This is a genomic window from Mycolicibacterium fallax (assembly GCF_010726955.1).
GTDB lineage: Bacteria > Actinomycetota > Actinomycetes > Mycobacteriales > Mycobacteriaceae > Mycobacterium > Mycobacterium fallax.
Genome location: NZ_AP022603.1, coordinates 2,194,825 through 2,215,054, shown reverse-complemented (window position 1 = coordinate 2,215,054; position 20,230 = coordinate 2,194,825). Strand labels below are relative to the sequence as shown.

At 69.7% G+C, this 20,230-nt stretch carries 25 protein-coding genes; 21 read left to right on the top strand and 4 right to left on the bottom strand.

Features of this window, described 5'->3' with window-relative positions; genetic code table 11:
• Nucleotide 1 precedes the first annotated feature (1 nt).
• The 8 genes from rplP (at nt 2) to G6N10_RS10475 (ending at nt 10,136) form a co-directional block, all read left to right on the top strand.
• Nucleotides 2–418: a 50S ribosomal protein L16 gene (rplP, locus tag G6N10_RS10510; RefSeq protein WP_085096398.1), complete on the top strand. Its 417-nt coding sequence runs from the start codon at nt 2–4 to the stop codon at nt 416–418.
• Nucleotides 418–651 (top strand): 50S ribosomal protein L29, encoded by a 234-nt coding sequence (gene rpmC, locus G6N10_RS10505; RefSeq protein ID WP_085096400.1) that lies wholly within the window; start codon nt 418–420, stop codon nt 649–651. Before rplP ends, rpmC begins: the two co-directional genes overlap by 1 nt.
• Nucleotides 651–953: a 30S ribosomal protein S17 gene (gene rpsQ, locus G6N10_RS10500; RefSeq protein ID WP_085096402.1), complete on the top strand. Its 303-nt coding sequence runs from the start codon at nt 651–653 to the stop codon at nt 951–953. The genes rpmC and rpsQ overlap by 1 nt, the downstream gene beginning before the upstream one ends.
• 123 nt (nt 954–1,076) lie before the next feature.
• On the top strand, nt 1,077–3,032 hold the full coding sequence (locus G6N10_RS10495) for a hypothetical protein (RefSeq protein ID WP_234810562.1): 1,956 nt from the start codon (nt 1,077–1,079) through the stop codon (nt 3,030–3,032).
• Nucleotides 3,025–4,548 carry a hypothetical protein gene (locus tag G6N10_RS10490; protein ID WP_133055142.1) on the top strand — a complete coding sequence of 508 codons (1,524 nt, stop codon included), beginning with the start codon at nt 3,025–3,027 and terminating at the stop codon, nt 4,546–4,548. Before G6N10_RS10495 ends, G6N10_RS10490 begins: the two co-directional genes overlap by 8 nt.
• Nucleotides 4,545–5,990 carry a glycosyltransferase family 2 protein gene (locus G6N10_RS10485; protein WP_085096407.1) on the top strand — a complete coding sequence of 482 codons (1,446 nt, stop codon included), beginning with the start codon at nt 4,545–4,547 and terminating at the stop codon, nt 5,988–5,990. The genes G6N10_RS10490 and G6N10_RS10485 overlap by 4 nt, the downstream gene beginning before the upstream one ends.
• The gene (locus tag G6N10_RS10480) at nt 5,987–7,672 is read left to right on the top strand and encodes a glycosyltransferase family protein (protein WP_085096410.1); all 1,686 of its coding nucleotides are present in this window, start codon (nt 5,987–5,989) and stop codon (nt 7,670–7,672) included. The genes G6N10_RS10485 and G6N10_RS10480 overlap by 4 nt, the downstream gene beginning before the upstream one ends.
• 115 nt (nt 7,673–7,787) lie before the next feature.
• Nucleotides 7,788–10,136: an arylsulfatase gene (locus G6N10_RS10475; RefSeq protein WP_085096412.1), complete on the top strand. Its 2,349-nt coding sequence runs from the start codon at nt 7,788–7,790 to the stop codon at nt 10,134–10,136.
• 12 nt (nt 10,137–10,148) lie between these two features.
• On the opposite strand, the gene G6N10_RS10470 is transcribed toward G6N10_RS10475, so the two are convergent.
• Nucleotides 10,149–10,478: a hypothetical protein gene (locus tag G6N10_RS10470; RefSeq protein ID WP_085096414.1), complete on the bottom strand. Its 330-nt coding sequence runs from the start codon at nt 10,476–10,478 to the stop codon at nt 10,149–10,151.
• A gap of 79 nt (nt 10,479–10,557) precedes the next feature.
• Here G6N10_RS10470 and G6N10_RS10465 point away from each other — a divergent pair, with 79 nt between their 5' ends.
• A complete protein-coding gene (locus G6N10_RS10465) occupies nt 10,558–11,442 on the top strand; it encodes a formylglycine-generating enzyme family protein (protein ID WP_085096416.1) in 885 nt (294 codons plus the stop codon).
• Nucleotide 11,443: 1 nt separating this feature from the next.
• On the opposite strand, the gene G6N10_RS10460 is transcribed toward G6N10_RS10465, so the two are convergent.
• Both G6N10_RS10460 and mrf read right to left on the bottom strand, forming a co-directional pair.
• Nucleotides 11,444–11,740: a WhiB family transcriptional regulator gene (locus G6N10_RS10460; protein ID WP_234810563.1), complete on the bottom strand. Its 297-nt coding sequence runs from the start codon at nt 11,738–11,740 to the stop codon at nt 11,444–11,446.
• Nucleotides 11,737–12,915 carry a ribosome hibernation factor-recruiting GTPase MRF gene (gene mrf, locus G6N10_RS10455; protein WP_085096418.1) on the bottom strand — a complete coding sequence of 393 codons (1,179 nt, stop codon included), beginning with the start codon at nt 12,913–12,915 and terminating at the stop codon, nt 11,737–11,739. The genes G6N10_RS10460 and mrf overlap by 4 nt, the downstream gene beginning before the upstream one ends.
• A gap of 176 nt (nt 12,916–13,091) precedes the next feature.
• Between mrf and rpmB the strand changes: the two genes are divergently transcribed.
• The 4 genes from rpmB to G6N10_RS10435 all read left to right on the top strand — a co-directional run bounded on the left by rpmB (nt 13,092) and on the right by G6N10_RS10435 (nt 14,211).
• Entirely contained in the window at nt 13,092–13,328 is a 237-nt protein-coding gene (gene rpmB / locus G6N10_RS10450; protein WP_085096420.1) for a 50S ribosomal protein L28, read from the top strand.
• Nucleotides 13,328–13,495, top strand: a complete 168-nt coding sequence (rpmG, locus tag G6N10_RS10445; protein ID WP_085096422.1) for a 50S ribosomal protein L33 — start codon at nt 13,328–13,330, stop codon at nt 13,493–13,495. Before rpmB ends, rpmG begins: the two co-directional genes overlap by 1 nt.
• The gene (gene rpsR / locus G6N10_RS10440) at nt 13,495–13,755 is read left to right on the top strand and encodes a 30S ribosomal protein S18 (protein WP_085096424.1); all 261 of its coding nucleotides are present in this window, start codon (nt 13,495–13,497) and stop codon (nt 13,753–13,755) included. Before rpmG ends, rpsR begins: the two co-directional genes overlap by 1 nt.
• A 75-nt stretch (nt 13,756–13,830) precedes the next feature.
• The gene (locus tag G6N10_RS10435) at nt 13,831–14,211 is read left to right on the top strand and encodes a pyridoxamine 5'-phosphate oxidase family protein (protein ID WP_085096426.1); all 381 of its coding nucleotides are present in this window, start codon (nt 13,831–13,833) and stop codon (nt 14,209–14,211) included.
• Nucleotides 14,212–14,356: 145 nt separating this feature from the next.
• Here G6N10_RS10435 and G6N10_RS10430 read toward each other — a convergent pair whose 3' ends face one another.
• Nucleotides 14,357–15,757: a DUF222 domain-containing protein gene (locus G6N10_RS10430; protein ID WP_163742381.1), complete on the bottom strand. Its 1,401-nt coding sequence runs from the start codon at nt 15,755–15,757 to the stop codon at nt 14,357–14,359.
• 774 nt (nt 15,758–16,531) lie between these two features.
• On the opposite strand from G6N10_RS10430, the gene rplN reads away from it, so the two are divergent.
• The 8 genes from rplN to rpsE all read left to right on the top strand — a co-directional run bounded on the left by rplN (nt 16,532) and on the right by rpsE (nt 20,230).
• The gene (rplN, locus tag G6N10_RS10425; protein WP_085096431.1) at nt 16,532–16,900 is read left to right on the top strand and encodes a 50S ribosomal protein L14; all 369 of its coding nucleotides are present in this window, start codon (nt 16,532–16,534) and stop codon (nt 16,898–16,900) included.
• Nucleotides 16,901–17,224, top strand: a complete 324-nt coding sequence (gene rplX / locus G6N10_RS10420) for a 50S ribosomal protein L24 (protein WP_085096433.1) — start codon at nt 16,901–16,903, stop codon at nt 17,222–17,224. It begins immediately after the preceding gene.
• On the top strand, nt 17,221–17,784 hold the full coding sequence (rplE, locus tag G6N10_RS10415; protein WP_085096435.1) for a 50S ribosomal protein L5: 564 nt from the start codon (nt 17,221–17,223) through the stop codon (nt 17,782–17,784). Before rplX ends, rplE begins: the two co-directional genes overlap by 4 nt.
• A gap of 4 nt (nt 17,785–17,788) precedes the next feature.
• Nucleotides 17,789–17,974 (top strand): type Z 30S ribosomal protein S14, encoded by a 186-nt coding sequence (locus G6N10_RS10410; protein ID WP_085096437.1) that lies wholly within the window; start codon nt 17,789–17,791, stop codon nt 17,972–17,974.
• Between the two features lie 154 nt (nt 17,975–18,128).
• Nucleotides 18,129–18,527 carry a 30S ribosomal protein S8 gene (rpsH, locus tag G6N10_RS10405; RefSeq protein WP_085096439.1) on the top strand — a complete coding sequence of 133 codons (399 nt, stop codon included), beginning with the start codon at nt 18,129–18,131 and terminating at the stop codon, nt 18,525–18,527.
• A 20-nt stretch (nt 18,528–18,547) separates the two neighbouring features.
• Nucleotides 18,548–19,087: a 50S ribosomal protein L6 gene (rplF, locus tag G6N10_RS10400; RefSeq protein ID WP_085096441.1), complete on the top strand. Its 540-nt coding sequence runs from the start codon at nt 18,548–18,550 to the stop codon at nt 19,085–19,087.
• Nucleotides 19,088–19,089: 2 nt separating this feature from the next.
• The gene (gene rplR, locus G6N10_RS10395; RefSeq protein WP_085096443.1) at nt 19,090–19,497 is read left to right on the top strand and encodes a 50S ribosomal protein L18; all 408 of its coding nucleotides are present in this window, start codon (nt 19,090–19,092) and stop codon (nt 19,495–19,497) included.
• Between the two features lie 34 nt (nt 19,498–19,531).
• A complete protein-coding gene (gene rpsE / locus G6N10_RS10390; RefSeq protein ID WP_085096503.1) occupies nt 19,532–20,230 on the top strand; it encodes a 30S ribosomal protein S5 in 699 nt (232 codons plus the stop codon).

Genomic DNA, 20,230 nt, shown 5'->3' with positions numbered 1-20,230 from the left:
CATGTTGATTCCCCGCAGGGTCAAGCACCGCAAGCAGCACCACCCCAAGCAGCGTGGGCTGGCCAGCGGCGGCACGACCGTGACCTTCGGTGACTACGGCATCCAGGCCCTGGAGCACGCCTACATCACCAACCGGCAGATCGAGTCCGCTCGTATCGCCATCAACCGGCACATCAAGCGTGGCGGCAAGGTGTGGATCAACATCTTCCCGGACCGCCCGCTGACCAAGAAGCCCGCCGAGACCCGGATGGGTTCGGGTAAGGGTTCGCCGGAGTGGTGGGTCGCCAACGTCAAGCCCGGACGCGTGCTGTTCGAGCTGAGCTACCCCAATGAAGAAACCGCGCGGGCGGCGCTCACCCGCGCGATCCACAAGCTGCCGATCAAGGCACGCATCGTCACCCGAGAGGAGCAGTTCTGATGGCAGTGGGAGTTACCGCTGGCGAACTGCGCGAGCTCACCGATGAGGAGCTCACCGATCGCCTGCGCAAGTCGAAGGAAGAGCTGTTCAACCTGCGCTTTCAGCTGGCCACCGGTCAGCTGGACAAGAACCACGCGCTGGGCCGGGTCCGCAAGGAGATCGCGCGGCTCTACACCGTGCTGAACGAACGTGAACTGGGCCTGTCCGCCGGGCCCGCAGGTGAGGAATCGTAATGGCAGACACTGGCACCAAGGGGCCCAACCACACCCCGCGCACCGAGCAGCCGCGCGGCCGTCGTAAGACGGTCATCGGCTACGTGGTCAGCGACAAGATGCAGAAGACGATCGTCGTCGAGTTGGAGGATCGCAAGATGCACCCGCTCTACGGCAAGATCATCCGGACCACCAAGAAGGTCAAGGCGCACGACGAGAACGGCGACGCCGGCATCGGCGACCGCGTCTCGCTGATGGAGACCCGGCCGCTGTCGGCCACCAAGCGGTGGCGGCTGGTCGAGGTCCTGGAGAAGGCCAAGTAAGACCGCGAACCCAGAAGAGCCCGGCGCCCCGCGCCGGGCTTTTTTGGGTCCCGGGGGGACCGCGAATGATGGGTACGCGGGATCGATGGGTACTCGGGATAACTGTGCGTATGCTGCGTTTTCATGACACTCCCTCCGGGTATTCGGCTGCTCGCCGCACTGCTCGCGGTGGCCGTGACGTTCCTGGGTGCGCCGCCGGCCGGGGCGGAGCCCGGCGAGCAGGCCACCCCGGCCGAACCGGCGCTGGCGAGTTCGCCGACGCTGCGGCTGCTGGAGCTCGGCGCCTCCACCCCCGACCTGGCGCTCTATGGGCAGCAGGGCACCGCTACGCTCACCATCCCGGTGCCGGCCGGAATGGACCCGGCGTCGCTGAACGTGACGGTCGGCCTGCCGGTCTACGTCCGTTCGGCCTCGATCACGGTGTCGCAGGACGAGCGGGTGCTGGCCACCGTCGAGGTGCCGCCCGGACCGGCGGGGCCGCTGGTGATCCCGCTGGCCGGAGCCCGGGTCCGGGAGAACGCGGTGACTGTCCAGCTGCGTTCCTACCTGCTGCCGCTGGACGGCTACTGCCTGGACCCGACGAACCCGCTGCGGTTGACCGAAATCGGCGTCACCTTCGCCGGCACCGAGCGGCCGCCGACCGTCGTCGCGGACTTTCTGCCGCCGGTGCTGCGCAAGCTGATCTTCTATGTGCGGCCCGAGCCGACCTGGGCGGAGGCCGACGCCGTGGTCAACCTCGCCGCGGCGATCGCCGCCCGCTACGGGGACCAGAACCCGGCGATCGAGGTGGCCGGCCTGCCGGGGCCCGGCGCGGTGCCGCCGGCGCCGGCCGCACCGTTCGAACGCCACATCGTGATCTCCGAACGCGACGACACCGGGGTGTCGCTGCTGCCCGGCGCCGGCGGCGTGCCGGCGCTGCTGGTGTCGGGGCCCCGCAACGAGCTGATCAACCAGACCCGGCTGCTGACCTCGGGCACGCTGTATTTCGCGCTGAGTTCGGCGGCCGTGGCCGGACCGCTGCATCGGTCGGCCCAGCTGCCCGCGAACACCACCACCATCCGGCAGCTGGGCCAGCCCGGAGTCAACGCCAGCGCGCTGAACCCGATGGTCGGCGTCGCGCTGGACCAGACCAGGCTGGGCCGATCGGTCAAATCGGTGCGGGTGCACCTGATCGGGTCCTACACCCCGCTGCCCGGCGACATCGGTGGCCAGGTGGTGGTCGCGCTCGCCGGTGAGACGCTGGCACGCTGGCCCGCCGAACCGGGCGGCGTCATCGACCGGTGGGTCGACGTGCCCGACCGCCTGCTCAAGCGGTACATGAACCTCACCGTCCAGGTGGGCATCTCCGGCAATACCGGGCGCTGCGGTGAGTTCCAGCCGGTCACCCTGATGATCGACGGGGAGAGTGTGGTCACCAGCACCCCGGCCGCGCCGCCGATCCCGGAGGGTTTCCAGTCGTTGCCCCAGGCCCTGATGCCGAAAACCCAGATCGGTATCGAAAGCAGCAGCCGCGGCGACATCGACCGGGCGATCGGCGTGGTGGTGGGCCTGCAGCGGCTGAGTGCACTGCCGTTGGATCCGCAGGTGGTGGACACCGCCGACGCGGTGGCCTCGGCGCTCCCGGCGGTGGTGATCGCCCCCGGCGACTGGACCTTCGAGGAGATCCCGCTGCCGCTGCGGGCCCCGGACACCGTGCCGACGACCATCAACGTGACCGACAGCACCGGAGAGTCGACCACCCTGACGCTGGATCCGGCGCTGCGGTTCGGTGCGCTGGAGGTGGTGTACCAGCGCGGGCGTACGGTGCTGGTCGCGACGTCCAACGGGGCGCCCGCCGAACTCGACAGGCTGCTGGACTGGCTGGCCGCCGACGAGCGCCGCTGGTCTAACCTGGACGGGCGGGCGCTGCTGTCGGTGCCGGGCCGCGACCCGGTGCTGGTGCCGGAAATCGCCGTCCCCGTCGCCGCCGCGGGCCCGACCATGCCGACCTGGGCCTGGACCCTGACGGGCGTGCTGGCCGGGGCCGCGCTGGTCGGGGCCGCGGTGCTGCTGTTGCGGCGGCGTGCCGCCGGTGACTGAGACGGTCGCCGCCGCGCCGACGGTGACCCGGACCCGGACCCGGATCTGGGAGCTCGAGCACTGGCATCCCTCCGCGCGTCTGGTGCTGCGCTGGGCGCTGATCGCGGTGCTGACCGTCGTCGCCTTCCACCGCAGCCTCGCCGACCTGGTGCTGGCCACCTCCGGCGGCAGCCTGATCAGTTACGTATGGCTGTTGCCGCCGGCCGGTGCCCTCGCGGCGCTCGGGGTGGCCCGCCGGCAGCGCACCGAGTTGCCGATCCACGACCGGCAGACCGACCTCATCGTCGGCGGCATGGGCCTGGTGCTCAGCGTCCTGCTGCATTCGGTGCTGCTGGCCCGCTACCAGCAGTACTACCGGCTGCTGCAGCTGGATCTGCTGGCGATGTGGGTTTTCCTGGTGTGCGCGGCGACCCTGCTGTTCGGGCTGCGGCCGGTGATCCGGTTCACCGCGGTCTGGGTCCTGATGGGCGCGGTCTTCCCGCTGTGGTACTACCTGCTGGTCATCCTGGCCGGCGGCGGCTCCGGCGCGGCGGCCGTCGGCACCCTGGCGATCGCCGGGGCGGCCGCCGGCATCGCGGTCGGTCGCACCGCCCGCCGCGGGGTGATCGGCGCCGCAGTGGCCTGGGCGGTCGGGCTGGGTGTGCTGGGGTTGCTGGCGCTCATCGCCCCGAACGTCCCGATCGTCGTCTACCAGCTGCTCCCGGCGCTGACGGCGATCGCCGGGACGGGCCTGGCGATGTACCTGCTGTCACGGCGCGGCGCGCCCAAGAGACTGTTCGACCGCAAGATGGAACCGCTGTCGACCAACCAGGTGTGGAAGGTGGTGCCGGTGATCGCCGCCGTCGCCGTCGGGCTGTCGCTGGTGCCGCTGCCCGAGCCCGAGACCGGCGTGCCCCGGCATGTTGACGCGCGGATGCTCGACGGGCCGCCCGCCCCGCCGCCCGGCTGGCGGGTGGCCGCCACCGCCGACTACCCGTGGGTGAGCCGGGTGTTCGGCCGCGACGCGCTGCTGCAGCGGCAGAAGCTCGCCGCGGTCACCGGCGACCACCGATTCGACAAGTTCGCCCGGCCCCGCACGTTGGTGCTCGACACCCTCACCACCGAGTTCCCGCACCGGCTCAAGGTGTTCCCGCCGGTCGTCATCTACGACACCAGCGAACTGCGGTTCGGCGCGTCGCGCACCGTCGATCTCGGGCACGGGGTGACCGGCAGCCTGGGCAGCGCGGTCGACGACCGGCTGCTGGTCACTTGGAAGGAACTCACCTGGACCTGGACCAACGGCACCCAGTCGCAGCGGATGATGGTGGTCGCGGTGGACAACCATGAGGACAAGGCGCCGTTCCCGGAACCGACCGGCGGGCTGGTACAGACCCTCAACACCATCCTGATCCTGCTGTTCCGCGGGAACGCCGCGCTCACCGACGACCAACCCAACCTCAAGGACGACGACCTGGTGCTGGAGTTCGCCCGTGGGGTGGTTGACCGGCAGTTCGCCGGGGCGGGGCCGTCCCGATGAGCACGCCGCCGGGCGTCGACCCGGAGTGGGCGCTGGACCGGGCGATCAACGGGCTGCGCGAGGACCATCCGATCCGCTCGTCGTCGGTCTCGATCTGGGGCTGGCAGAAACCGGCGCTCTACTCGCTGTTGGCGGTCCTCGGCGGCTTCGCCGTCTGGCGCCCGATGGGCACCGCGATCTTCCTGATCGGGCTGTGCACGCTGGGTTACGTGCTCACCATGACCGACCGGGTGTTGATCTTCCGGCAGGGCCTGAAGTCCCGGCCGATCTTGATCTCCGACGAGCAGGCCCGCGCGATCCCCGACGACGAGCTGCCGCCGTACACCATCTTGGTACCGGCCTACGACGAGCCCGAGGTGGTCGGCGACCTGATCGCCGCGATGGGCGCGCTGGACTATCCGGTCGACAAGCTGCAGGTGCTGCTGTTGCTGGAGGCCGACGACGCGGTCACCATCGCCGCGGCGCAGGGCTGCGCGTCCTCCGAGGTCATCACCATCCTGGAGGTGCCGCCGGCCGATCCCCGGACCAAACCGAAGGCCTGCAACTACGGGCTGTTCTTCGCCACCGGCGAGATCGTCACCATCTACGACGCCGAGGATCTGCCCGAGCCGCTGCAACTGCGCCGGGTGGTTGCGGCGTTCGCGCAGCTCCCCGATGAGGTGGCCTGCGTGCAGGCCAAGCTGGTCTACCACAACGGCGGGCAGAACCTCCTGACCGGCTGGTTCACCGCCGAATACGGTCTGTGGTTCGGCTACCTGCTGCCGGGCATGATGAGCAGCGGTTCGCCGATCCCGCTGGGCGGCACCTCCAACCATCTGCGGCGCGAGGTGCTTGACGAGATCGGGTCCTGGGATCCGTTCAACGTCACCGAGGACGCTGACCTCGGCCTGCGCATCGACGCGTCCGGCTATCACACCGCCGTGCTGGATTCGTCCACGCTGGAGGAGGCCAACAGCGATCCGATCAACTGGATCCGGCAGCGCTCCCGCTGGTACAAGGGCTACCTGCAGACCTGGCTGGTGAACATTCGCCAGCCGCTTCAGCTGTACCGCACGCTGGGGCCGCGCAGCTTTCTGCGGTTCAACCTGGTGCTGGCCGGCACGCCGCTCATCGCGGTGCTCAACCTGGTGTTCTGGTTCATCACCATGGTGTGGTTCCTGGGTCAGCCGGCCGTCGTCGGGTCCATCTTCCCGTGGTTCATCTACTTTCCCGCGCTGGTCGCGCTGGTGCTGGGCAATGCCGCGACGCTGTACATGAACGTCATCGCGCTGCGTGAGGACGACCGGCCCGACCTGCTGGTCCCGGCGCTCACCGTGCCGGCGTTCTGGCTGATGATGAGCGTGGCCGCGGCGAAGGGCACCTACCAGCTGATCCGCAACCCGTCGTACTGGGAGAAGACCTTTCACGGGCTGGCCCAGCGGCCCGCGGAACCGCCGCCGTGAGCCGGCTCTCGGATCGCCGGCTGGCGGTGCTGGTCTATTGCCTGCTGTTCGCGCTGTACCTGGGGGTCGGCTACTGGTTGCAGGTGTGCAACGGCTTCATCCTCGGTGACGCGCTGTCCCGGGTGGCCGCGGCCGAGAGCGTGCTGTACAGCCGCAGCCCGCACGTGGCCGCGGTCGGCTTCGTCTTCACCCCGCTGACCGCGCTGATCGAGCTGCCGGCGATGCCGTTCATGCAGGTGCTGCCGGAGCTGACCGGCCGGGCGCTGGCCGGCAGCATCGTCTCGGCGCTGTTCATGGCCGGCGCGGCGGTACAGATCCTGGGCATTGGAACCGACCGGGGACTGCCGCGGCGCTACCGACTGGCCATCACCGCGATGTTCGCCCTGAACCCGATGATCCTTTTCTACGGCTCCAACGGCATGAGCGAAGCCCCGTTCCTGTTCTTCAGCATCTGGGCGGTCCGCCGGCTGATTCTGTGGATGGTCGACGACGACGTCCACCACCTGATCAGTGCCGGTTTCATCGCGATGGGGCTGGCCTACCTGACCCGCTACGACGCCGCCGGCGCGGTGGCCGGTGCGGGGGCGCTGGTCTTCGCCACCACCTACCTGCGGGCGCCGGCGCCGCCGAGGATCCGGCGGGCGCTGCTGGATCTGATCCTGGTGGCCGGGCCCGGGGCGGGGTCGTTTCTGGGCTGGGCGGCCGCGAGTTGGCTGATCACCGGGGACGCCTTCGCACAGTTCAGCTCCCGCTACGGCAACGCGGCGATCCTGGCGCAATCCGGCGGCTCGCAGGTGGGCGGGTTCGGGTCGGGGCTGTTGTTCGCGGCGGTGTCGGTACTGCTGCTGGCGCCCACCGTCATCCCGATCGCGGTGTGGGCGGGCTGGGTCCGGTGGCGCCGGCCGAACTGGACGGTGCTGCTGGTGCCGACGGTGATGTTCGGCGCGGTGCTGGTGTTTCAGGCCCACTCCTACGCCACCGGTTCCACCTTCGGATTCCTGCGGTTCTACATCGCGGCGCTGCCACTGGCGGCCTGCCTGGCCATGCTGGCGGTACCCGAGGGGCCGCTGCTGCCCGCCAAGCGACCCGGTCGGCACGCCCCGCCGCCGGCCACCGTCGCGACCACCCGGGCCGGCCGCGCCGGTTACCCGGTGGTCGCGGTGCTGTTGGCGGTGGGACTGCCGGTCGCCGGGTGGGGGATGAGCCTGCCGAAGTACGCGCCGCAGGAATACGCGCTGGGTGCGGTGCTGCGCCCGGACCCCGACGACACCAGTGCCCGCAAGACCGTCGAGCGGCGGATCGCGGCGACGTTTTCCACCGAGCGGCAGATCGCGGAGTATCTGGATCGGCTGAACCTGCCGGAAAGCTCGGTCATCACCGACACGGTCTACGGTTTCGCCGTGGTCGCCGCCTCGCGCAAGCCCCGGACCTTCGTCATCCCGTCCGATCCGGATTTCGTGCAGCTGCTCAACGATCCGATCGGCGGCGATGTGCGGTACCTGCTTGCCGTCCCGGACACCGGACGCGGCGCCTCGGACGCCCTGAACCAGCGGTACCCAACCCTGTACGAGACCGGCGCCGAGGTGGCGACCCTGGAATTGGAGATCGCCAACGACGGCGACAGTCAGCCGAACTGGCGGCTGTACCGGGTGTTCGAACCGTCGGCCGGCGATCGGGAATAGCCGCCCCGGTGGCAAACGAGTGCCGCGGAAACCGGTGGTCGGGGGGGCCCGCGGTGATTAGTGTCGTCGGTGTATGCCCCGCGGAGCGGCCGCGGCCGGACCTCGAGGAACCGCCATGGCAGCAGAATTCAACGGGAAGATCGCCCTGGACATCCGGGACTCCGAACCGGACTGGGCGCCCTACGTCGCGCCGAACGCCCCCGACGGCGCCCCGAACGTGCTGTACCTGGTCTGGGATGACACCGGGATCGCCACCTGGGACTGCTTCGGCGGCCTGGTCGAAATGCCGAACATGACCCGGATCGCCGATGCCGGGGTGCGGCTGACCCAGTTCCACACCACCGCGCTGTGCTCGCCGACCCGGGCCTCGCTGCTGACCGGGCGCAACGCCACGTCGGTCGGGATGGCCACCGTCGAGGAATTCACCGAGGGCTTCCCGAACAGCAACGGGCGAATCCCGGCCGAGACCGCGCTGCTCTCGGAGGTGCTGGCCGAACGCGGCTGGAGCACCTACGCCGTCGGGAAATGGCACCTGGCCCCGCTGGAGGAATCCAACCTGGCCGCCACCCGGCGGCACTGGCCGTGCTCGCGCGGCTTCGACCGGTTCTACGGGTTCATGGGCGGGGAAACCGACCAGTGGTACCCGGAGCTGGTCTACGACAACCATCCCGTCGACCCGCCGGCCACCCCGGAGCAGGGCTACCACCTGTCCAAGGACCTCGCCGACAAGACCATCGAGTTCATCCGCGACGCCAAGGTGATCGCGCCGGACAAGCCGTGGTTCTCCTACGTCTGCCCAGGCGCCGGGCACGCCCCGCACCAGGTGTCGCGCGAGTGGGCCGACCGCTACGCCGGGCGCTTCGACATGGGCTATGAGGCGTACCGGGAGATCGTGCTGGAGAACCAGAAGCGGCTCGGCGTCGTCCCGCCGGACACCGAGCTCTCCCCGATGAACCCGTACGCCGAGGTCACCGGGCCGGCCGGGCAGCCCTGGCCGGTCCAGGACACCGTCCGGCCGTGGGACGAACTGTCCGACGACGAGCGGCGGCTGTTCGCCCGGATGGCGGAGGTGTTCGCTGGGTTCCTGTCCTACACCGATGCGCAGATCGGCCGGATCCTGGACTACCTGGAGGAGTCCGGTCAGCTGGACAACACCATCATCGTCGTCATCTCCGACAACGGGGCCAGCGGCGAGGGCGGTCCGAACGGCTCGGTCAACGAGGTCAAGTTCTTCAACGGCTACATCGACACCGTCGCCGAAAGCCTGCGGTTCTACGACGAGCTGGGCAGCCCGTCGACCTACGGGCACTACCCGATCGGCTGGGCGATGGCGTTCAACACGCCCTACAAGCTGTTCAAGCGCTACGCCAGCCACGAGGGCGGCATCGCCGACACCGCGATCATCTCCTGGCCGGCCGGGATCGGCGCGGCCGGGGAACTCCGGGACAACTACATCAGCGTCGCCGACGTCACCCCGACGGTGTACGAGCTGCTCGGCATCACGCCGCCGGCCACCGTGCGCGGCATCCCGCAGCGGCCGCTGGAGGGCACCAGCTTCGCCGCGGCGCTGCGCGATCCGGAGCTGCCGACCGGCAAGGAGACCCAGTTCTACAGCATGCTCGGCACCCGCGGGATCTGGCATCGCGGCTGGTTCGCCAACACCGTGCACGCGGCCACCCCCAGCGGCTGGGGCCATTTCGAGGACGACCGCTGGGAACTGTTCCACATCGACGCCGACCGCAGCCAATGCCGCGACCTGGCCGCCGAGCAGCCCGACAAGCTCGCCGAGATGCAGCAGCTGTGGTTCGCCGAGGCGGCGAAGTACCACGGCCTGCCGCTGGCGGACCTGAGCGTCGCGGAGATCTTCGGCCGGGCCCGGCCCGGCGTGGCGGGGGAGCGCGAGCGGTTCACCTTCTACCCGGGCACCGCCGACGTCGGCATGGGGGCGGCGCCGGAACTGCGCGGGCAGTCGTTCTCGGTGCTCGCCGAGGTCGAGCTGGGGCCCGAGCCGGACGGGGTGATCTTCAAACACGGCTGCGGGCACGGCGGCTACGTGCTGTTCGTCGACGACGGCCGACTGTCGTTCGTCTACAACTTCATGGGCGCCGACGAGCAGCTGGTCCGCGCCGAGGCGCCGCTGCCGTCGGGCCGGCATGTGCTGGGTGCCCGGTTCGAGCGCACCGGCACCGCCGAGGGCAGCCACACCCCGGTCGGGGTGCTCACGCTCTACGTCGACGACGCCGTGGTCGGCACCCGCGACGAGGTCCGGACGCATCCGGGCACCTTCGGACTCGGTGGGGTCAGCGCGAGGGTGGGGCGCAACTCCGGGCAGGCGGTGTCGGCGAGCTACGGCGCGCCCAACCCACTGACCGGCGCGACCATCGCGACGGTGACCGTGGACATCTCCGGGACGCCCTACCTGGACGCCGAGGCCGAGCTGGCCGCCGCGTTCGAGCGGGACTGACCGTCCGGCGGGTCAGTACCAGACGCCGCCGATGAACCCCTCGTCGCCGTTCTCGCAGCTGACCTGGTAGTTCGACGCCCGCCACAGCGGGGTGCTGCCCATCAGCACGCCGCCCTTGCCCTGATCGTCCTGGAACGCCTTGCTGGTCAGCCAGTCGGTGCTAACCGTGCACCAGGACGCGCCACTGCCGCCGACCCAGCCGATCCAGACGCCTTGATCGGTGATTTGCGGGGCGGCGGTCAGCGTGAGCCCGTTGGCGTGTGCCGGGACGGCGCTCACCACCATGGCCGGTACCGCGGCGGCGGCCACCGCCATGACGAACTTCTTGACCATGCTGCCCATTGGTTCCTCCAGGTTGGTGACTCGACGGTAAACCGGATGCCGCGACTCGGGCGGGTAAATCGGGCTTTACACTGGTGCGATGGTCACGGCGCCGCTCACCGACCTCGTCGAGCTGCCCGGCGGCACCGTCACCCTGGGTTCCGCGGACTTCTATCCCGAGGAGATGCCGGTCCACACCGTATCGGTCGGTCCGCTGGCCGTCGAACGCCATCCGGTGACCAACGCGCAGTTCGCCCGGTTCGTCGCCGACACCGGCTACCGCACCGTCGCCGAACGCCCGATGGATCCCGCCGACTATCCCGGCGTCGCCGCCGCGGACCTGGCGCCCGGGGCGCTGGTCTTCACCCCGACGCCGGGACCGGTGGACCTGACCGACTGGCGGCAGTGGTGGGCCTGGGTGCCGGGGGCCTGCTGGCGCCGCCCGTTCGGGCCGGACAGTTCGATCGCCGACCGCGGCGACCATCCCGTCGTCCAGATCGCCTACCCCGATGCCGCCGCCTACGCCGGGTGGGCCGGCCGGCGGCTGCCGACCGAGGCCGAGTGGGAGTACGCCGCCCGGGCCGGGACGACATCGACCTACCCGTGGGGCGAGGACCCCGCCCCGGGCGGACGGCCGATGGCCAACACCTGGCGCGGCGCGTTTCCGTACCGCAACGACGGGGCGCTGGGCTGGGTCGGCAGCTCGCCGGTGGGCACCTTTCCGGCCAACGGCTTCGGGCTGGTGGACATGATCGGCAACGTCTGGGAATGGACCACGACCCGGTTCCGCGGCGGGCATCGGCCGGGACAGCGCAGCGGCTGCTGCACGCCGGGGCGCGAGCCCGATCCGTCGGTCAACCAGGTGCTCAAGGGCGGCTCGCACCTGTGCGCCCCGGAGTACTGCCACCGCTACCGGCCGGCCGCCCGTTCCCCGCAGTCCCAGGACAGCGCGACCACCCACATCGGGTTCCGCTGCGTGCGGTGAGCTATCCGGCCGCCCGCTGCGCTGCGGAGTCCGGGGGGCGCAGCGCCCGGCGCTCGCCGGGGGTGGTGGCACCCCAGATGCCGTAGGTCTCGTCGGCCGCGAGTGCGTAGTCGAGGCAGCGGCGCAGCACCGGGCACCGCCGGCAGATCGCCTTTGCGGTCTCCTCGTGCTCGTCGCGCCGGCGGCCCTTTTCCCTCGCGGTGGTGAAGAACGTTTCGGCCGGCAGCCCACGGCAGCGCGCCCGCAGCTGCCAGTCCCAGTCCTCGGCGCTTTGCGCGGGCGGGCGGGCGGCCCTCACCGGTGGCCCCCCTCGTCGGTGAGGGAGACCAGGTCTTCGGCGTCGGCGCCGTCTCGGCTCCAGTCGCCGAACGGATCGGGCAGCCGGGACCAGTCCGCGCTGCGGCGCATTTCCCCGGCGGTCAGCAGCGCGCCGTCGAGCGCGCTGACCAATTCCTCCGGGTCGGCGCCGCAGACCAGGATCGTCATGGCGGTGTGCCGGTCGCCGTGCACCCGGTCCCAGATCAGGCTCGACAGCACCCGTCGTTGCGGGCAGACGTAGGCGGCCTCGGAGTCGGTCATCGCGGCCAGCCACTTGCCGCCCGCCGTCGCGCGGAGGCCGCCGCCGGCCGTCTCCAGCCACATCGCCTGAGTGTCGTTGCTGGCCAGCCAGATTCGGCCGCGGGTACGCACCACGCCGTCGAGCAGGACCTCCAGCGCCGCGTCCAGCCTGGCCGGGTGGAACGGCCGGCTGGCCCGGTAGTGCAGCAGCGTGACCCGGCCGGCCGGTTGCAGCGGCGGCTGGCCGGCCAACAGTGGGCCGTGCGGGTGGTCCTGGTCGCCGCGCCGCGCCGCGGAGGGCAACCGGGTCAGTGCCGCCTCGACGTCGTCGGCCGCGGGCACCACCAGCGCCCGCGGGGACAGTCGGTGCAGGACGGCGTCGAGTTCGGCGTCCCCGCCGCAGACCAGCAGGTCCGCGAACTCGGCCTGGCCCACCACCACCTGGGCCACCGTGCGACCGTCGGGCAGATCGGCGCCCCCGAGCGCCTGCTGCAGCCAACGGCTCTCGTCGATGCAGGTGATGACGGCGGCGATCATCACGTCCCGGACGGCCGGCCCGTCCACGGCGCCCGGCATCCCGGTGACCCGGGCGTGCCGGATCGCCCAGCAGATCGGTTCGGGCTCCAGCCAGGGCTCCAGGTGCACCACGATGCGGGCGACCTCGTCGCGGCGGTGCAGTTGACGCAGCAGCACCAGCAGGTCGTTGCGGATGGTGCACGCGGTGCAGCCGTGCGCGAGCTCCAGCACCATCTCGTTGCGCAGTGTCACCTCTCGCACGATGGTGCGGGTGCTGCGGTGCACAACGTGACCGTCGAAGCGGTGCGAGACCACCACTGTTCCGGGGTGTCGCACCAGTTGATCGACGACGGCGTCGCTGCCGCACTGACCGCTGACCAGTATCACCGGGGTCCGCATTTGCCTCCTTCGTCGCGAACGGTTGGCCGCGAGGCGCGCTGGAAGAGGGCGCCCGCCGAACCGTTAATGACAATCATTTTCATTAGTTCGGGTTTGAGAGTACAGTCCGAGGCCGACCTTGTCGAAAATGATTTTCATTAAGCCGCCCGGTGCGGCCGCGAAGGAGGAAACACCCCGTGTCCGCCCACTGCCAGGTCACCGGCGCCAAGCCGAGCTTCGGCAACACCGTTTCGCACTCGCACCGGCGCAGCCGGCGCCGCTGGAACCCGAACATCCAGTCCAAGACCTACTACCTGCCCTCGGAGGGCCGCCGCGTCACGCTGCGGGTCAGCGCCAAGGGCATCAAGGTCATCGACCGCGACGGCATCGACGCCGTCATCGCCCGGCTGCGCCGAGACGGGCAGCGAATCTGATGGCCCGAGCCACCGACATCCGGCCCGTGGTGAAGCTGCGCTCGACCGCCGGCACCGGCTACACCTACGTCACCCGCAAGAACCGCCGCAACGACCCCGACCGGCTGGTGCTGCGCAAATACGACCCGATCGTGCGCCGGCACGTCGAGTTCCGGGAGGAGCGCTGATGGCCCCCCAGGCGTCCAGAGCCCGCGCCCGCCGCGCCGAAGCCCGGCCGGCCAGGAAGAACCTGCTGCGCCAGCTCGGGGTGACGACCGTCGATTACAAGGACACCGCGACGCTGCGGCTGTTCATCTCCGATCGCGGCAAGATCCGATCACGCGCGGTGACCGGACTGACCGTGCAACAGCAACGGCAGGTGGCCACCGCCATCAAGAACGCCCGGGAGATGGCGCTGCTGCCGTATGCGGGCCCGACGCCCCGCTGACCTGCGCCGGGGTACGAGCATCGGGGCGCCGGCTGCCGGAGTGAGATCCTGGGAAGACCGACCGGGAGGAACCCCATGAGCAGCGTTGATCTGGAGCGACTGGCGAACGCGTTGCCCGACTACGACCAGGCGTTTCTGGTCACCGTCGGCGACGACCACCTCCCGCATTCGGTCATGGTCGACCCGGTGCTGGTTGACGGCGTGTTCGACGTCGGCGCATTCGGTGGCCACACCGCGACCAACATCGCCGGCCACCCGATGGTCACCCTGCTGTGGCCGCCGCGGCAGCCGGGCGGCTACGCCCTGATGGTCGACGGCCGCGCCGAGCCCGCCGCCGACACCCTGCGCGTGGTGCCGACCAAGGCGCTGCTGCACCGGCGGGCCGAGCCGGCGGCGGTCGCGGACTCCGGGTGCCTGCACGACTGCGTCGTGTTCAAGGTGCGCGCACCGCGCTGACCCGGCGACAGCCGGCCTCTCGGCCGGGCGGCCCTGGCGTCGTGGCGGGTGCCGGTCCGATTCCTTTCAGGGTGGGCCGGCGCCCGCCGTATTTTCCGCTGTGTAGTTGTCAAGCTGCGTGTTTGGCGACGGTGTTTGCTGCTGGTTATGCGGCGGCGGATTCTGTGGTGAGGGTGCGGCGGGCGTGGGAGCGCAGGTGCTCTGGTGGTCGGTTGGGGTGTTTGGGGTCGGTGGGTGGGATGAACCAGGGGTGTCGGTCGGGGCCGAGGTAGATCTGCCAGTCGGTGTGGTGGATGAGGGTGTGGTGGTGGCGGCAGAGTAGGACGCCGTTGTCGAGGCAGGTGTGGCCGTGGTCGGCGTGCCAGTGGTGGATGTGGTGGGCGTCGCACCAGGCGATGGGGCGTCCGCAGCCGGGGAAGGCGCAGCCTTGGTCGCGCAGGCCGAGGGCTTTGCGGATTTCTGGGGTGAAGAGGCGTTTGCTGCGGCCGATGTCCAGCGGGACGCCGTTGTGGTCGAGGTGGGCGGTGTCGAGGGTGCAGTCGCAGGTGATCAGGTCGGCGGTGTGGCAGCTGATGGGGCCGGTGAAGGCGAGGAAGTCCACTTCGGTCGCGGGCCCGGTGGGTGTTGGGGTCGGCTGGCCGAAGGCGGTGGTGGGGGGCCGGATGAGGGTGACGTGGGGTAGGACGCCGCCGGAGGTGGGGCGCTGGTAGCCGTGTAGGTAGTGGCGGATGACGTGGCCGAGGGCGTCGGCGCGGCGTTGTGGTGCGGGGCGGGGGTCGGGGGTGCCGTCGGGTTGGGGGATGGGCCGGGTCAGCGGGTCGAGGGCGGTGATGAGTTCTTCGCCGGTCAGGACGTCGAGGTCGAGGGTGGCGGTGATGCGGCCTTCGTCGTTTTGGGTCAGGGTCATGTCGTTGAGGTCGGTGTTTTCGGCGGCGGGGATTGTGGGTGCGCCGGGTTGGCCGGGGCCGGGGGTTCGGGCGATGGCGATGTGGCGGGCTTTGTTGGCCACGGTGGCCGGGGTGGTTTGGGTGAGCAGTTGTTGTTCGATCCGGGCGCGGTCGTCGTCGGTGAGTTCGGTGCGGCGCTGGATGTGGGTCAGGCCTTTGCCGATGGCGTCGGTGAGTTCGATGCTGATGGCGCCGAGGCGTTGGAGCCGGGTGGTGGCGGGCAGTAGGACGGCGGCGCGTCCGACGCGGGTGTAGCGGTGGGCGGCGCCGGGGGTGAGGGCGAGGTTGGTGAGCAGGTCGGCGCCGTGGCGGGCGTGTTGGCGGGCGGGGACGCCGGCGCGTTCGCAGGCCGCGGTTGCTGTGGCGATCAGGTGGGTGGTCAGGTTGGTGAGGGTGACCGCGGATTTGAGCACGGTCAGCAGGTGGGTGTCGTCGAAGACGCGGTGTGGGGTGTGCAGCAGCTGGAACAGGGATCGGCCGCCGTCGTCGTCGTTCCCGGTGGCCGGGGTCGGGGCGAGCTGGTCGATCAGGGTGTCGATGAAGGCGTCGAGTCCGGCGATGACGGCGTCGAGGCCGCCGCCGGGGTGGGGGTTGGTCATGGCGGGTACCGGTACTTCCCAGCGGATGCATCCCGGGGCGGGGATGCGATCGAGGGTGGATACGTGAGTCGGCTCGGTGGGGGAGCCTGTCGGTGCTCGACCCGTGTCGGGTCGGGCGGTGGGGTACGCGGTGGCGAGGGTTTATTCGCCTATATGTTCGAGAGTACTCCGTCGACACAAGAGTGCAAGACCCTGATCGAATAAATGTTCGACAAGAATGCGGTGGTGGCGTCGGCGCACCGCGACGGGTGCCACGTCGTCGACTTGCCCGCCGGAAAGGACTCCTTCAGCTGCCAATATTCGACCATGGGTAAGCCGAATCATCCCAGTTCGGAGTCCCTTTCCTCGGTTGCGGCACGGGGCCTCCTGAAAGCCCGAGGCTGGACTGCAATCGCTCGAACCCCGCGTCTTGCGCGGGACCGGTGGACCGCAATCGTGGCAAGGGGAGGCCGCCATCGCCGACTGGTTGCGGAACCGCGAGGCGGGCCCATTGATGGAGTACGGGGCGAGGTGCCGCGGCCTCGCGGATCCACTGAGCGGCTCCGCTGAGGTTGGCGGCCCCCGCCCGGCCCGCCCGTCCTGGCGCCCCGGCCGGCGACAATTTGGCGACCGGGCGCTTCTCCCCTAGACTCAGGGGGTTGCCGTGGGCAGACCTCGGCCGGCGTCAGTCGGCCCCGCGTGCCTTTCGGTGACAAAGACCGCGCATGTCAGGTTACTCAGACTGCCCTTCGGGGCGGCCTTTTCTGCCATGCACACAAGAAACAGGGAGATCGAGTGATTCAGCAGGAATCGCGGTTGAAGGTCGCCGACAACACGGGCGCCAAGGAGATCTTGTGCATCCGCGTGCTCGGTGGCTCGAAGCGGCGCTACGCCGGCATCGGTGACATCATCGTGGCGACCGTCAAGGACGCCATCCCGGGCGGCAACGTCAAGCGCGGCGAGATCGTCAAGGCCGTCGTGGTGCGCACCCAGAAGGAACGTCGTCGGGCCGACGGCAGCTACATCAGCTTCGACGAGAACGCCGCCGTCATCATCAAGAACGACAACGATCCGCGCGGCACCCGCATCTTCGGCCCGGTGGGTCGCGAGCTGCGCGAGAAGCGCTTCATGAAGATCGTCTCGCTGGCTCCGGAGGTTTTGTAAATGAAGGTCCACAAGGGCGACACCGTTCTGGTTGTCTCCGGCAAGGACAAGGGCGCCAAGGGCAAGGTGCTGCGCGCCTTCCCGACCCGCAACCGGATCCTCGTTGAGGGCGTCAACCGGATCAAGAAGCACACCGCGGTCTCGGCCAACGAGCGTGGCGCGCAGTCCGGCGGCATCGTCACCCAGGAAGCGTCCATCCACGTCTCCAACGTGATGGTGCTGGACTCCGACGGCAAGCCGACCCGGGTCGGCTACCGCACCGATTCCGAGACCGGCAAGCGGGTCCGCATCGCCAAGACCAACGGCAAGGACATCAAGGCATGACAACGACAGAAAAGGTTCAGCCGCGGCTGAAGCAGCGCTACCGCGAGGAAATCCGGGACACGCTGAACAAGGAGTTCGCCTACCCGAACGTCATGCTCATCCCGGGCGTGGTCAAGGTCGTGGTGAACATGGGTGTCGGCGAGGCCGCCCGGGACGCGAAGCTGATCAACGGTGCGGTCAACGACCTCACCCTGATCACCGGCCAGAAGCCCGAGATCCGCAAGGCCCGCAAGTCCATCGCCCAGTTCAAGCTCCGTGAGGGCATGCCGATCGGCGCCCGCGTCACCCTGCGCGGCGACCGGATGTGGGAGTTCCTGGACCGCCTGGTGTCGATCTCGCTGCCGCGTATCCGCGACTTCCGCGGCCTGAGCCCCAAGCAGTTCGACGGCACCGGCAACTACACCTTCGGCCTGACCGAGCAGTCGGTGTTCCACGAGATCGACGTCGACTCGATCGACCGTCCGCGCGGCATGGACATCACCGTCGTCACCTCGGCGGCGACCGACGACGAAGGGCGAGCACTGCTGCGGGCCCTTGGCTTCCCGTTCAAGGAGAACTGAGCAGATGGCAAAGAAGGCTCTGGTCAACAAGGCCAACAAGAAGCCGAAGTTCGCGGTGCGTGGCTACACCCGCTGCAACAAGTGCGGTCGCCCGCACTCCGTGTACCGCAAGTTCGGCCTGTGCCGGATCTGCCTGCGCGAGATGGCGCACGCCGGCGAGCTGCCGGGTGTGCAGAAGTCCAGCTGGTAACCCACAGAGACGGAAGCGCCGTGCCTCGTCCCCGCAGAACTACGCGACGAACCCGGCGCACCACAGACCAACAGACCACTAACAAAGGTGCGCGGCAGGCCCGCCGGATGAGGTCCGGGCCGGGAACCGCCGCGAGGAAGGTGACACCGCTGTCATGACAATGACGGATCCGATCGCAGACTTCTTGACGCGTCTGCGCAACGCCAACTCGGCGTATCACGACGAGGTGACCCTGCCGCACAGCAAGATCAAGGCCAACATCGCCGAGATCCTGAAGCGCGAGGGTTACATCAGCGACTACCGCACGGAGGATGCCCGGGTGGGCAAGTCGCTGGTTGTTCAGCTCAAGTACGGCCCCAGCCGTGAGCGCAGCATCGCGGGCCTGCGCCGGGTTTCCAAGCCCGGCCTGCGGGTCTACGCGAAGTCCACCAGTTTGCCGCGGGTGCTCGGTGGCCTGGGCGTGGCGATCATCTCCACGTCCACCGGCCTGTTGACCGATCGCCAGGCGGCCCGTCAGGGCGTGGGCGGCGAAGTCCTCGCGTACGTCTGGTAGCGGGATAGGAGCCAGTAGACATGTCGCGTATTGGAAAGCAGCCGGTCCCGGTCCCCGCTGGGGTCGACGTCACGATCGACGGGCAGAACGTTTCGGTCAAGGGCCCCAAGGGCACCCTGACCCTGGATGTCGCCGAGCCCATCTCGGTCGCCCGCAACGACGACGGCGCCATCGTGGTGAGCCGTCCCAACGATGATCGGGAGAACCGCAGCCTGCACGGGCTGTCGCGGACCCTGATCGCCAACCTGATCGCCGGTGTGACCGAGGGCTACACCCGCAAGATGGAAATCCACGGCGTGGGCTACCGCGTCGTCGCCAAGGGTTCTGACCTGGAGTTCGCTCTGGGCTTCAGCCACCCGGTGCTGATCACCGCCCCCGAGGGCGTCAGCTTCACAGTGGAGAACCCCACCCGGTTCACGGTGTCCGGCATCGACAAGCAGAAGGTCGGCCAGATCGCGGCCAACATCCGTCGGCTGCGGAAGAACGACCCGTACAAGGGCAAGGGCATCCGCTACGAGGGTGAGCAGATCCGCCGCAAGGTCGGAAAGACAGGTAAGTAGTCATGGCCAAGACTGACGAAGCAACCAAGAAGCATCAGCCGGTCGGGCAGAACGTCTCGGCCACCCGTCGGGTCGCGCGGCTGCGCCGCCACGCCCGGCTGCGCAAGAAGGTCGCCGGCACCGCCGAGCGTCCCCGCCTGATGGTCAACCGGTCGTCGCGGCATATCCACGTGCAGCTCATCGACGACCTGACCGGCACCACGCTGGCCGCCGCGTCCTCCATCGAGGCCGACGTCCGCGGGGTCGACGGTGACAAGAAGGCCGTCAGCACCCGGGTCGGTCAGCTGATCGCCGAGCGCGCGAAGGCCGCCGGCGTGGAGACCGTGGTCTTCGACCGCGGCGGCTACTCCTACGGCGGGCGGATCGCGGCACTGGCCGACGCCGCCCGTGAAGGGGGGCTGAAGTTCTAGTGAACGACTTTTCCAACAACGGAAGGACCGCATGATGGCGGAGCAGACTACGGCCGCTGACGCCGGAACCAGCGCTGCCACCACCGGTGGCGGCAACGACGACCGTGGGCGTCGCGACGATCGCGGCGGCCGTGGCCGTCGGGACGATCGCGGCGGCCGGGGTGGCCGTGACGACCGCGGCGACAAGAGCAACTACCTGGAGCGCGTCGTCACCATCAACCGGGTGTCGAAGGTGGTCAAGGGCGGTCGGCGGTTCAGCTTCACCGCACTGGTCATCGTCGGCGACGGCAAGGGCATGGTCGGCGTGGGCTACGGCAAGGCCAAGGAAGTTCCGGCCGCCATCGCCAAGGGCGTCGAAGAGGCTCGGAAGAACTTCTTCCGGGTGCCGCTGATCGGCGGGACCATCGTCCACCCGGTGCAGGGCGAGGCCGCTGCGGGCGTCGTGATGCTGCGCCCGGCCAGCCCCGGTACCGGTGTGATCGCCGGCGGTGCGGCGCGCGCGGTGCTGGAATGCGCCGGCGTGCACGACATCCTGGCCAAGTCGCTGGGCAGCGACAACGCGATCAACGTGGTGCACGCCACCGTTGCCGCGCTGAAGATGCTGCAGCGTCCCGAAGAGGTGGCGGCCCGTCGCGGTCTGCCCATCGAGGACGTCGCGCCGGCGGGCATGCTGCGTGCGCGTCGCGAGAGCGAGGCGCAGGCCGCCGCGGCCGCGCGTGAAGGAAATGTGTAG